The organism is Lutimonas halocynthiae (assembly GCF_030409835.1).
In the GTDB taxonomy this organism is placed as follows: Bacteria; Bacteroidota; Bacteroidia; order Flavobacteriales; family Flavobacteriaceae; genus Lutimonas; species Lutimonas halocynthiae.
The window spans coordinates 263,868-276,313 of the sequence record NZ_JAUFQO010000004.1 but is presented as its reverse complement, the minus strand read 5'-3'; the positions used below and the strand labels follow the sequence as shown (position 1 = coordinate 276,313).

General features: G+C 36.4%; 11 protein-coding genes. 3 read left to right on the top strand and 8 right to left on the bottom strand.

Going from position 1 to position 12,446, the window contains the following annotated elements:
• Window positions 1-8: 8 nt before the first annotated feature.
• Window positions 9-1,871, bottom strand: a complete 1,863-nt coding sequence (locus QWY87_RS07025; protein WP_290289798.1) for a hypothetical protein — start codon at window positions 1,869-1,871, stop codon at window positions 9-11.
• A 135-nt stretch (window positions 1,872-2,006) separates the two neighbouring features.
• Between QWY87_RS07025 and QWY87_RS07020 the strand changes: the two genes are divergently transcribed.
• Together QWY87_RS07020 and QWY87_RS07015 are read left to right on the top strand one after the other, a co-directional pair.
• Window positions 2,007-2,681: a DUF2461 domain-containing protein gene (locus QWY87_RS07020; RefSeq protein WP_290289797.1), complete on the top strand. Its 675-nt coding sequence runs from the start codon at window positions 2,007-2,009 to the stop codon at window positions 2,679-2,681.
• On the top strand, window positions 2,678-2,998 hold the full coding sequence (locus QWY87_RS07015; RefSeq protein WP_290289795.1) for an Mpo1-like protein: 321 nt from the start codon (window positions 2,678-2,680) through the stop codon (window positions 2,996-2,998). The genes QWY87_RS07020 and QWY87_RS07015 overlap by 4 nt, the downstream gene beginning before the upstream one ends.
• A 68-nt stretch (window positions 2,999-3,066) precedes the next feature.
• On the opposite strand, the gene groL is transcribed toward QWY87_RS07015, so the two are convergent.
• The 7 genes from groL to miaB form a co-directional block, all read right to left on the bottom strand.
• Window positions 3,067-4,701: a chaperonin GroEL gene (groL, locus tag QWY87_RS07010; RefSeq protein ID WP_290289793.1), complete on the bottom strand. Its 1,635-nt coding sequence runs from the start codon at window positions 4,699-4,701 to the stop codon at window positions 3,067-3,069.
• Window positions 4,702-4,732: 31 nt separating this feature from the next.
• A complete protein-coding gene (locus QWY87_RS07005) occupies window positions 4,733-5,011 on the bottom strand; it encodes a co-chaperone GroES (RefSeq protein ID WP_290289791.1) in 279 nt (92 codons plus the stop codon).
• A 134-nt stretch (window positions 5,012-5,145) separates the two neighbouring features.
• Complete coding sequence (gene secG, locus QWY87_RS07000; protein WP_290289789.1) at window positions 5,146-5,487, bottom strand: preprotein translocase subunit SecG; 342 nt, start codon at window positions 5,485-5,487, stop codon at window positions 5,146-5,148.
• Window positions 5,488-5,495: 8 nt separating this feature from the next.
• Entirely contained in the window at window positions 5,496-6,305 is an 810-nt protein-coding gene (locus QWY87_RS06995) for a DUF8458 domain-containing protein (RefSeq protein WP_290289787.1), read from the bottom strand.
• Between the two features lie 3 nt (window positions 6,306-6,308).
• Window positions 6,309-6,812, bottom strand: coding sequence for an LptE family protein (locus QWY87_RS06990; protein ID WP_290289785.1), 504 nt, complete (start codon window positions 6,810-6,812; stop codon window positions 6,309-6,311).
• 103 nt (window positions 6,813-6,915) lie between these two features.
• Window positions 6,916-8,157: a sigma-54 interaction domain-containing protein gene (locus tag QWY87_RS06985; protein ID WP_290289783.1), complete on the bottom strand. Its 1,242-nt coding sequence runs from the start codon at window positions 8,155-8,157 to the stop codon at window positions 6,916-6,918.
• Window positions 8,158-8,211: 54 nt separating this feature from the next.
• On the bottom strand, window positions 8,212-9,648 hold the full coding sequence (gene miaB / locus QWY87_RS06980) for a tRNA (N6-isopentenyl adenosine(37)-C2)-methylthiotransferase MiaB (protein WP_290289781.1): 1,437 nt from the start codon (window positions 9,646-9,648) through the stop codon (window positions 8,212-8,214).
• 230 nt (window positions 9,649-9,878) lie between these two features.
• Between miaB and topA the strand changes: the two genes are divergently transcribed.
• Window positions 9,879-12,368, top strand: coding sequence for a type I DNA topoisomerase (topA, locus tag QWY87_RS06975; RefSeq protein ID WP_290289780.1), 2,490 nt, complete (start codon window positions 9,879-9,881; stop codon window positions 12,366-12,368).
• The last annotated feature ends 78 nt before the right edge of the window (window positions 12,369-12,446 follow it).

Here is a 12,446-nt window from a genome sequence, read left to right as displayed (position 1 = left end):
CAATTCTATTAATCAGAAGACACTTTGATAAACCCTCTGTAAGTGCCAAGGTAGAAACTGTTATTAGGACCAAATGTAAAAGTGCCCCAAATATTGTTGAATACTTTTCGATCGTAATGCTTGTTGCCTAGCGATCCGGCTTTCATAAAAATATTGATATTGTCCTTAAAGTCACCTTTTTCAAAAAAGAGCTTGGAATAAACAACTCTGACACCTGTTCTAAAATCAATACCCGTAACTTGCCAATCTCTATGCCCTGTGGTGGTGTCTTCATCTCGATTATAGACATATAGCATTCCTGTGCGGGTTGATAACTTTGGTGTAGCAGTTTTACAGTCATATACACCGCTTGCTGGCCAACCTTCAACAGGTTCAAAATTCCCGGATTCCTCACTTAGATCAAATCGCATAATCCCTCCAGGTGTGGCATTGACCTTAAAAGGGTCGGAGTAGCCAAATGTATTGGCTACTATGTATGTATTTTCATATGCAACCGCTGAGTTTTCTACGGCGCTTCCGTTATTTCCAAATAAAGGTAACTTACTAACGAGTTCACCATCGTCTTGCCTGAAAATACATAAATTAATTTTTCCTTCATCATTGTCACAAATAGCAACAAACCTATCGTCCATTAATGTAGGTGTTGTACCACTGCCAGCATTTAAATGTCCGGGTTTGTTTTCCATATTATTATCATAGACCAATTCACCTTTTTTAAACGATTCAGCCCATTTAGGATCTAACTCAATATCTTTGGTTTCCTCATTGAACCGGAGTTTATAGAGGGCAATATTAGACACAATATAAACGCCATCTTTACCCACTGAAAACGAATTTTGAATTTCTTCGTGTGTATCCTTATCAATTTTTAAAGCGGTTCTCGCAATTCTGCGAGCCTCAGGGTTGATACTGTCTTTGTGAATATAAGGAAGCACTTTTTCAATTTCCGAAAGGGACTCAGGATAATGCTCCTTAATTTTTTCCTTTATTTGAAAATATCCTATAAACGTTGAATAAACTTTTGGACAGCCGTCTTTTGTTTTGTCTTCACGATGTATCAAACCAACCACGCCTTGTCTCGATGTGAACCAGATATTACCGTTGACATCAGGCATTAAGGCAGTCAATTGGTTCAATTTGTCTTTTTCAGACAAATGGGGTTCTACTAAATTACCAGCCTCAATTTGGGCCTTAAGATTTACCGATTCAACATCTTTAATAAATTTTCTGTCTTTTACAGTTACCCGCAAAATATTATTATTGGCTCCTGGGATGTAAATTCTATTTTTGTTAGAAATATAGGAATAGGCGCCTCCTGCGGTATTACTAAAAATTTTCCCTCTTCCTTTTTTTCCTGCTAATTCAAAGGCAGAACTTCCCCTTCCAGGAATGGGCAGGTGATCTAAAACCCGTATAGTATCTTTTATGTCTAAAAGTAATAGGGTAGTGTTAGCTCTTCCAAACGATAGGGTTGCCATGGTACTATCATTGATAAAAGCGAAAGTGGGGCACATCCCAGAAAAATCACCCCCTTTTTGTTTTACATGAAAATATTGCACTATAGGATTATTTTGGGTAGGTCCAGGTCTATTGGAAACATCTGAAGATCTTGGCCCTTCATGCATTGCAGCCGTATAGCCGTATTTCATATAAGGGTGATCCCATTTTGGTTGCGCTTTAAGAGGCTCAGGGATTTTTTTTACGCCATTAGTGTGTTCCAGCCATTCTGGGTACCAGTCAATTTCTATTTGTCCAAACTTTGGTTCGTACTTGAATTCTTTGGTTGTCGCCATATTTTGAACACTGCAGTTTTGTGCAAAACCAGCGGTGTTTATGACAAAAAATAGAATTAGTAACAATAGGTATCTCATAGAAAGTTAGTTGATTGTAAGGATGTTCTAAGTTAGAATTTTTTCTGAATTAAGTATAATCCTGCCGAAATTAATCCATTTATTGTGTTTCAATGATTTTTTGTATTTTTCAAAATCTTTAATAATTAGCTAATTATGCAATATTTTAGTCAAGATTATCTGGAGTTCTTTAAAGAATTGGCAGCAAATAACCATAAAGACTGGTTTGATCTAAATAGAAAGCGTTACGAGACTGAAGTACGTGAACCATTTAAAGTTTTTATTGGTGATTTGATTAAGGCACTGTCGAGAGATGATACATCATTGGCTATTGAACCCAAGGATGCTATTTTTAGGATCAATAGAGATATTCGCTTTTCTAAGGATAAAACACCCTATAAATTAAATAATTCAGCCATTATTAGCAGCGAGGGGCGTAAGGACAAAAATCATCCAGGCATTTATATAGAACTTGGACCAGAAAAACTAGCCTTTTATGGTGGCATCTATATGCCCAACACAAAACAAGTTCAAAAATTGAGATCTTATTTTAAACAACATAGCAGTAAATTAAATAATTTATTGGAAGACGCTAATTTTAAAAATGTTTTTGGGGATTTGCATGGAGAAAAAAGCAAGCGAATTCCTGGCGAATTTAAAGAAAGTGCAGAAGGGCAACCTTTGTTAATGAACAAGCAATGGTATTATTTTACGCATCTGCCTCCTGAGATTATAACAGCTAATAATTTAATGGAAACGATTTTGGAACTTGAACAAAAAGCAAGATCAATGAAAATATTTTTAACGAAAGCTTTATACAATACGATATGAATAGAATTAAAACATATACTGAGTTTTATCAATTTTATCTGACAGAGCATAAAAATAAGACATGTAGAGTTTTACACTTTATCGGTACATTTTTGGTTTTTGTCTTGGCATTCTTGGCGGTTTATTTAAGTGAGTCAGTGCTATGGTTTTTTGTTCCGGTTTTAGGTTACGGTTTTGCCTGGGTTGGGCATTTCTTTTTTGAAAAAAATAAGCCAGCTACTTTTTCTTATCCTTTATGGAGTTTATTATCTGATTTTAAAATGTTTTTTGATATTTTGTTGGGTAAGATTTCATTTGATGCAAGTAAGGACGCATAAAAAAAACACCTGTTTGATGACTCAAACAGGTGCTCTACTATATTTATTCTCTATAGAATATTGATGTTTTACATCATTCCTGGCATACCACCGCCCATTGGAGGCATGGCTGGAGCCGGAGAATCTTCTTTAATATCAACTAATGCACATTCAGTAGTAAGAATCATTCCAGCAACCGAAGCAGCATTTTCTAAAGCGATACGTGTCACTTTGGTTGGATCAATAATTCCGGCTTTATGCATATTTACAAACTCTTCTGTTTTCGCATTGAAACCAAAATCACCTTTACCTTCTAATACTTTTGATACAATTACTGACCCTTCGTTTCCTGCATTTTCTGCAATCTGACGTAAAGGCTCTTCAATAGCTCTTGCAACAATCTTAATTCCTGTAGTTTCATCCTGATTATCAGTCTTAATACCAACAAGTTTTTGTATAGATCTTACTAGTGCAACACCTCCACCAGCAATGATTCCTTCCTCAACTGCAGCTCTCGTTGCATGCAGGGCATCGTCCACACGATCTTTCTTTTCTTTCATTTCAATTTCACTGGCAGCTCCAACATATAATACAGCAACACCACCGGCTAATTTAGCCAAACGTTCTTGAAGTTTTTCTTTATCGTAATCAGAAGTAGTTGTCTCAATTTGAGATTTAATTTGACTAACTCTAGCTTTAATGGTATCAGAATCTCCTGCTCCATTCACTACAGTTGTATTGTCTTTATCAATACTAACTCTTTCAGCTGTTCCAAGCATGTCAATAGTTGCATTTTCAAGGGTAAATCCTCTTTCTTCAGCTACAACAGTACCACCTGTTAAAATGGCAATGTCTTCAAGCATTGCTTTTCTTCTGTCACCAAAACCTGGAGCTTTAACAGCTGCAATTTTAAGAGATCCTCTTAATTTGTTTACAACTAATGTAGCTAATGCTTCACCGTCAATATCTTCAGCAATGATCAATAAAGGCTTACCAGACTGAGCAACAGGCTCAAGAATAGGTAACAAATCTTTCATAGTTGAAATCTTCTTGTCATATAAAAGGATATAAGGAGATTCAAGATCAGCGACCATTTTTTCAGAGTCAGTTACAAAGTAAGGAGATAAATAACCTCTGTCGAATTGCATACCTTCAACAATGTCAACGTGTGTTTCGGTTCCTTTGGCTTCTTCAACAGTAATAACACCTTCTTTACCTACTTTATCAAATGCTTCCGCGATAAGGTTACCAACAGATTCATCATTATTAGCAGAGATAGAAGCTACTTGCTTAATTTTATCAAGCTTGCTACCTACAAGTTGAGATTGATCATGAAGATCAGCAATAATCACTTCAACAGCTTTGTCTATACCGTGTTTTAAATCAAGTGGATTTGCACCGGCAGCAACATTTTTCAGACCTTCTTTTACAATAGCTTGTGCTAAAACTGTAGCAGTTGTTGTACCATCTCCGGCAAGATCATTTGTCTTAGACGCTACCTCTTTCACCATTTGAGCCCCCATGTTTTCATGCGGATCTTCTAATTCGATTTCTCTTGCTACTGTAACACCATCTTTAGTGATCTGAGGTCCGCCAAAAGCTTTTCCAATCACTACATTACGGCCTTTTGGCCCTAGAGTTACTTTTACTGCATTCGCTAAAGCATCAACACCACGCTTTAAACCATCACGTGAATCTATATCAAATATTATATTTTTTGCCATTTTTATTGTTGTTTTAAGTTTTTAGTTAGGATTAAACGATAGCGAAAATGTCACTTTCTCTCATGATCAAATAATCATTTCCATCCAATTTTAATTCTGTACCTGCAAATTTGCCATATAAAACTGTATCTCCAATTTGAACAGTCATTGGCTCATCTTTGCTACCATTTCCAACTGCTACAACTTTACCTTGTTGTGGTTTCTCTTTAGCTGAATCAGGAATGTATATTCCGGATGCAGTTTTGGTTTCAGCCGCTAAAGGCTCAATAAGAACTCTGTCTGCTAGAGGCTTAATTGTTAATTTACTCATTATATAAATTTTAAGGTTATTAATGTTTTCTTGAATGATGCAAAAACATTGCCATTGTTCAAAAACTGACAAATGTTAAAAAAAAATGCCAACGTGTCATTACGTTGGCATTTTTATTTGATTTTTTGAATAGCTTAGTTACTGCTGTCTATCACTTTGTCAGTGTCTAAGGTTTGAGGTGTATCTAACACTTCTCTACTGTTGATGATACCTTCTGTTTCAGATTTTAGGTCAACTACATTGTTCCTTGGAATCGCAAAATTTGATAATAAAATCAAAGCGAACAAGGCAATAGCTAATCCCCAAGTACTTTTATCAAGGAAATTCGTAGTATTCTGCACACCACCAAGGTTTTGAGATCCACCACCTCCAAAAGAAGAAGAAAGACCACCACCTTTAGGGTTTTGTACCATGATAACAAGTATTAATAATACTGAAACAATAATTATCAAAATTAAGAATAAAAGATATGACATAACTTATTTTATTTTTCTTGTAATTTTTTGACTGCCTGAATTTGGTGTGCAAAGAAACTACTTTTTTCCGGATATTTCAAACTTAAAATAGTAAAAGCTGTAATCGCTTTTTTATACTTTTTTTGTTCCACATAAACATGTGCTAAAGTTTCGGTCATTAAGCTCTCGTTTTCTTGTACACTGTCCATGCCGACGTCGGTGTAACTATCATATAGAGAGGGGTTTATTTTAGGACTTGCGGCAATGAATTTGTCAATAAGGTCCATATTCCCAACTCCTTTATCTGCAGTATCAGGTCGCTTTTGAGATGGTATTTTTTCTTCTATTGGGGCAGTGACTGACCTGTTTATTGGTTCAAAACTGCTCAATTGCAACCATTCTCTAAATGAAAAAGTTTCATCACTTTTAAAATCTAAGGGTTGTCCAACCTTCAGGGTTTCTTCAGGTGTCGTTTCTTCCGGATGCACATCTGTAGGTATGACCTCATCTGATAGCTTATCGACTTCAGCGATGTCAGCTTCCTCCTTCACAGATGTGTCATTTTTTTCAACGATCAGATCACTGGGTGCAGGGTGGATATCAAGATCATCGGAAGTAATATTGTCAAATAGCAAAGAACGGTCTGTGGTATAGGCAGCTGTTTTTTTTAAATGATCATTGTATTTAAAACTGCGACGCTTTTTTAATCCTTTTAAATGAAGATAATGGGCAACTTGAAAATAAGGGTATTGTTCGGTGATTTGCTGTAATCCCGCTAGCTGACTTTTTTTGATCTGGTCAGGTCCGGACAATATTTCATTAAATTCAATTAAGTTCATAATCTACCATTTAGCAACAGCCGCATTAAATACATCTTGGGTTATTCTTTCAAAGATATCGTCATAGGCAGCTTCTAGTACAGAACCAGTTAACTGTAAACTTCCGTCATAATCACTATAGAAGGAAAAGGTTTGTTCAAAATTATCCTCTTCATTTAATCTATTGTAATACCTCACTCTTACACTTACAGTAAGTCTGTTTTGAGCAGCAGTCTGTTCAGCAGTGGCCGCAATAGGAGTAATCCTGTATTGAGTGATTTCACCTTCGAAATGCAAGTCACCGCCTGCATCAGTTAATTTTAGATTGGTTTGTCTTAAAAAGAGATCCTGAAGGGCCACCGTAAAGCTTTGACTTAAAGTGGGCTCAACAAGTATCGCCGTATTCGGAAAATAATCTATTTGTATGGTCTTTGCATCTCCTGTACTTCCTCCAGTAAATGAATACACTCCGCAGCCAACCGGGATAAGAAGTAAGATGCAAGCTAATCCAAATAATGTGTTTTTCATGATATACTATATGTGCAAAACCAAATGGTGATAAATTCGTAGTTCGACTTAAGGATGTCAAAGTCAAATTAAGATGAACAAATAAACAATTAAAGGATTGAAATCACAAATTATATTGGTTTATTTTTCTGTATAAAGTCCTTTCAGAAATGCCTAATTCTTTAGCGGCAAGTTTCCTTTTTCCTTTGTTTCTGTCAAGCGCTTGTTTGATCATTTCAACCTCTTTTTCTTGCAGCGAAACCGTTTCTTCTATGGTTTCAGCATCATCAAAAGAAACAATATTGGGATGAGGCTCAAAACTCTCTCTCTCATCTTGCGATATAATCTCCAGTGTATGTCCTTCGTCTGATTCTTCGTTTTCCCCGTAGATCTTATCTATCAATAACTGCGTGTTCTTCTCACTTTTATTCGGTGCCTCTTCACTTAGTAATTCTTTTGTTAATTTCTTAAGATCTGTGATATCGTTTCTCATATCAAAAAGGATTTTGTATAGAATTTCTCTTTCATTGGCAAAATCGCTTTCAGGCTTTTTATCTGAAATGAGAGCTGGTAAATTTTGATTATAATCTGGCAGGTAAGTGCGCAATAAGGCACCAGTAATATTTCTGTTTTGTTCAATCACCGAAATTTGCTCGGTCAGATTTCTCAATTGCCTTATATTTCCTTTCCATTGATTCGAAACCAATGCCTCAATGGCTTCATCATCAAGTCTAATTGTGGGCATATTGTATTTTTGAGCAAAATCAGCGGCAAACTTTCTGAACAATAAATGGATGTCATCAGGTCTGTTTCTTAGAGCGGGTAAATAGATTTCAACAGTACTAAGACGGTAGTAAAGATCTTCTCTGAATTTGCCTTTTTGGATGGCTTCAGGCATATTTAAATTGGTAGCAGCAACTATTCTAACATTCGTTTTCTGCACTTTAGATGAACCAACTTTGAAAAATTCTCCATTTTCAAGAACCCTCAATAACCTTACCTGAGTAGTAAGTGGAAGTTCTCCAACTTCATCCAGGAATATCGTACCTCCATCAGCTACCTCAAAGTAGCCGTTTCTTGTTTGAGATGCTCCTGTAAAGGATCCTTTCTCATGTCCAAACAATTCACTATCTATTGTTCCTTCAGGAATAGCTCCACAATTTACAGCTATATACTTGGCATGTTTTCTATGAGATAGATTATGAATTATTTTAGGAATAACTTCTTTCCCAACACCACTTTCACCGGTTACGAGTACAGAAATATCAGTGGGCGCTACCCGCATGGCTTTTTGAAGAGCCAGATTAAGTTGGTTGTTATTTCCAATAATACCGAATCGCTGTTTTATAGTCTGTAATGAATCCAAGCTGAACTATTTTTATTCCTGATCAAATCAGGTTTTGTTATCAATTTATCTAGATTAAGCTACTCTTGTTCCGATTAGTGTAGCTGATGTGCAATCATCAACGCGCACCATAACCAAATCTCCAATTTTCTCATCTGTTTTTGGGAAAACGGCTACTGCGTTTTGAGAATTTCTACCCATCCAGTGTTCTGAAGATTTTTTTGAATCACCTTCAATAAGGATCTCAACAGTCTTGCCAACTGCTTGTTGCATTTTCGATAAGCTAAGACGCTGTTGTAAGTTAATAATTTCTGATAGTCTTCTCTTTTTAATTTCATGAGGCACATCATCCTCCATTTTTTTTGCTGCAAGCGTTCCAGGTCTTTCAGAATAAGCAAACATGAATCCAAAATCATATTCCACATATTCCATTAAAGATAAGGTGTCTTGATGATCTTCTTCTGTCTCCCCACAAAAACCTGTTATCATGTCTTGAGAAATAGCACAATCCGGTATAATTCTTTTAACGTTGTCAACCAACTCCATATATTCTTCACGTGTATGCTGCCTGTTCATCCTCTCGAGCATTCTTGTACTACCTGTTTGAACAGGTAAATGGATATAATTACAAATATTATCAAATTTAGCCATGCTATGTAATACATCAACACTCATGTCTTGAGGATTTGACGTGGCAAATCGAATTCTCATCTTAGGAACAGCAAGTGCCACCATTTCTAATAATTTTGAGAAGTCAGTAGCTGTGGCCTTTGCAATTTCCGAAGCATTTTTAAAGTCTTTTTTCAAACCACCACCGTACCATAAATAGGAATCAACATTTTGACCTAACAAGGTAATTTCTTTGTATCCTTTTTCCCAAAGGTCTTGCGCTTCTTTTACAATGCTTTGAGGATCACGACTTCTTTCTCTTCCTCGCGTAAACGGAACTACGCAAAAGGTGCACATGTTGTCACAACCCCGGGTAATAGAAATAAAGGCTGATACGCCATTGCTATTGAGTCTTACCGGCGTAACATCACCATATGTTTCTTCTTTTGATAAGATAACATTAATGGCATCCTTCCCGCTTTCAATTTCCCTGACCAAATTTGGCAGATCTCGATAAGCATCAGGACCAACTACCAAGTCAACCATTTTTTCTTCTTCTAAAAATTTAGTTTTTAACCTTTCTGCCATGCATCCAAGAACACCGATTTTCATTCCTGGATTAATGCGTCTGACACGGTTATATTTTTGTAGTCTTTTTCTAATAGTCTGTTCCGCTTTCTCTCTTATTGAGCAGGTATTTACCAATACAAGATCTGCTTCTTCGAGTAAATGAGTTGTGTTAAATCCTTCCTTAGCTAGTATTGATGCTACGATCTCACTGTCGTTAAGGTTCATCTGACATCCGTAACTTTCTATAAAAAGTTTCTTGCTGTTACCATTAACTTTATCAGTGACTAAGGCCTGACCTTGCTTTTTCTCTTCTATGATATTTTCACTTGCCATTCTCAAATTTTTCGGTTTGCAAAGATACAATCAAAATTTGTTTTTATGACATTTTGACATAAAAAATGCATTGCGTTTAACGTTAAAATATCCCTAAAACGGACGATTTTTGGCTTTGAAAATTTTGTTTTAAAAATTTCTATATACTTTTGCAATCTCAAAATAAGGAATCACGTCATGTAGTTTAGAAAATCTTTCTTATGTTGCGTCCCGTATAAAAACAGATAAGAATGTCGAAGAATTTAGTAATAGTAGAGTCACCAGCCAAAGCTAAAACCATTGAAAAATTTTTAGGAAAAGATTATGTGGTAGAGTCAAGCTACGGGCACATTGCTGACCTGCCTTCTAAAGAGTTAGGGGTGAATGTAGAAAGCGATTTTAAACCTAACTATACCGTTTCAACCGATAAAAAAGCGGTGGTGAAGAAATTAAAATCACTAGCGAAAAAAGCAGATACGGTCTGGTTAGCAAGTGATGAGGATCGAGAAGGAGAGGCCATTGCCTGGCATTTATACGAGCAGTTAAACTTAACTGATGAGAATACAAAACGGATTGTTTTTCATGAAATTACTAAAAAAGCAATTCTAAAAGCAATTGAAAACCCAAGGAGTATTAATTATGATTTGGTCAATGCTCAGCAGGCAAGAAGGGTTTTGGATAGATTGGTAGGATATGAGCTATCTCCGGTACTTTGGAAAAAAGTAAAAGGAGGCTTATCTGCCGGAAGGGTACAATCGGTAGCTGTAAGACTTATAGTTGAAAGAGAGCGTGAAGTGGAGAACTTCACTCCTGAAGCTTCATACAGAGTTGTTGGGGAGTTCAGTAATGCAGACGGAAGAAAATTTAAAGCGAAACTACCTAAGAATTTTAAAACCAGGGAAGAAGCAGAACAATTTTTAAATTCCTGTGCAGGAGCGATTTTTAATGTCGATGACCTTACAACCAAACCTGCAAAGAAATCACCAACAGGACCGTTTACAACTTCGACTTTACAACAAGAGGCTTCCAGGAAGTTATATTTTCCTGTGGCAAAAACAATGGTTGTTGCACAAAGATTATATGAAGCCGGACTCATTACTTATATGAGAACAGATAGTGTGAATCTTTCTGAGGATGCTAAAACAGCAGCGCAGGAAGAAATAACTTCTTCCTATGGAGAAGCTTACAGTACACCAAGAAATTTTACGAATAAGTCAAAAGGTGCACAAGAGGCGCATGAGGCGATCCGACCAACTAATATGAGTACAAGAAGTGTTCAGGCGGAAAGTGATCAGGCAAGATTATATGAATTAATCTGGAAGAGAACGCTTGCTTCACAAATGAGTGATGCACAATTGGAAAGAACTAATGTTAGGATAATTAACGATAAGAATCAGGAGGTTTTTACATCAAATGGTGAAGTAATTACTTTTGATGGTTTCTTGAAAGTATACCTTGAAGGAGGAGATGACCAAGAAGATGACGAGCAGGACGGGATGTTGCCTAAACTTTCTGTGAATGAGATGCTAGATAATAGTTTTATCAATGCAACGGAAAGATATACCAAGGCGCCATATCGTTATACTGAAGCTTCTTTGGTAAGAAAACTTGAAGAATTAGGAATCGGACGTCCCTCTACATATGCACCAACCATCTCTACTATACAAAGAAGAGAATATGCAGTGAAAGGCACTATTGAAGGAAAAGAAAGAACCTATACTGAACTAACGCTTGCCAATGATCAGGTTGAAACAAAAACCTTAACCGAAAAAGTTGGAGCGGATAAAGGAAAAATGGTACCCACGGATATTGGTAAAATTGTTAACGACTTTTTAGTCGATCATTTTGCCGGAATCATGGACCTGAGTTTTACTGCCAATGTTGAAAAAGAATTTGATGATATTGCTGAAGGAAAGGGAAATTGGACAGAAATGATTAAAGAATTTTACGGATCTTTTCATGAATCTGTTGAACATGTATCTGAAAATGCCGAGAGAGCTAAAGGGGAACGTTTGTTAGGAGTAGATCCAGAGTCTGGGAAAAATGTGTATGCGCGTTTGGGAAGATTTGGTGCTATGGTTCAAATAGGAGAGGCAACTGATGAAGAGAAACCGAAATTTGCCAGCCTACAAGGCGAGCAAACTTTAGGGAATATCACTTATGAAGAGGCAATGGATCTTTTTAAGTTACCTAAGACACTTGGTGAATACGAAGAGGAAGAGGTAATTGTGGCCAATGGTAGGTTCGGGCCTTATGTGAGGTTTGGAAAGTCATTTGTTTCACTTTCAAAAGATGAAAACCCGATGTCTGTGTCTTTAGACAGAGCGATTGAATTGATTGAAGAGAAGCGAAAAGCAGATGCTCCTATTGCTGAATATGAGGAATTACCGGTTCAAAAAGGAGTTGGAAGATTCGGTCCTTTTATTAAGTGGAACAACATGTTTATAAATGTCAACAGGAAATACGATTATGACAATTTAACTTATGAGGATATCGTAGAATTGATTGAGGCGAAAAAGCAGAAGGAAATTGAAAAGGTTGTTCACAATTGGGAAGACGAAGGAATCAGAGTTGAAAAGGCCAGATGGGGTCGTCATAATATCTTAAAAGGGAAAACAAAAATTGAATTACCAAAAACTGTTGACGCTCAAGCGCTTAGTCTTGATGAGGTGAAGGGTATACTCGAAAAAAACGCACCTAAAAAGGCAGCTAAAAAGAAACGCGTTACAAAGAAAAAATAAGATTTTTTAAATTTTAAAGGAGTCCTTTCAGTTGAATTACTGAAAGGACTTTTTATTTTTTGTAAACACTAATTTCTT

Bases quoted from the DNA above. Each gene is read 5' to 3' on its own strand.
- QWY87_RS06990 (WP_290289785.1), bottom strand. From the start codon at position 6,812: ATGAAAAACACATTATTTGGATTAGCTTGCATCTTACTTCTTATCCCG.
- QWY87_RS07020 (WP_290289797.1), top strand. From the start codon at position 2,007: ATGCAATATTTTAGTCAAGATTATCTGGAGTTCTTTAAAGAATTGGCA.
- topA (WP_290289780.1), top strand. From the start codon at position 9,879: ATGTCGAAGAATTTAGTAATAGTAGAGTCACCAGCCAAAGCTAAAACC.
- QWY87_RS06995 (WP_290289787.1), bottom strand. From the start codon at position 6,305: ATGAACTTAATTGAATTTAATGAAATATTGTCCGGACCTGACCAGATC.
- groL (WP_290289793.1), bottom strand. From the start codon at position 4,701: ATGGCAAAAAATATAATATTTGATATAGATTCACGTGATGGTTTAAAG.
- secG (WP_290289789.1), bottom strand. From the start codon at position 5,487: ATGTCATATCTTTTATTCTTAATTTTGATAATTATTGTTTCAGTATTA.
- QWY87_RS07015 (WP_290289795.1), top strand. From the start codon at position 2,678: ATGAATAGAATTAAAACATATACTGAGTTTTATCAATTTTATCTGACA.
- miaB (WP_290289781.1), bottom strand. From the start codon at position 9,648: ATGGCAAGTGAAAATATCATAGAAGAGAAAAAGCAAGGTCAGGCCTTA.
- QWY87_RS07005 (WP_290289791.1), bottom strand. From the start codon at position 5,011: ATGAGTAAATTAACAATTAAGCCTCTAGCAGACAGAGTTCTTATTGAG.
- QWY87_RS07025 (WP_290289798.1), bottom strand. From the start codon at position 1,871: ATGAGATACCTATTGTTACTAATTCTATTTTTTGTCATAAACACCGCT.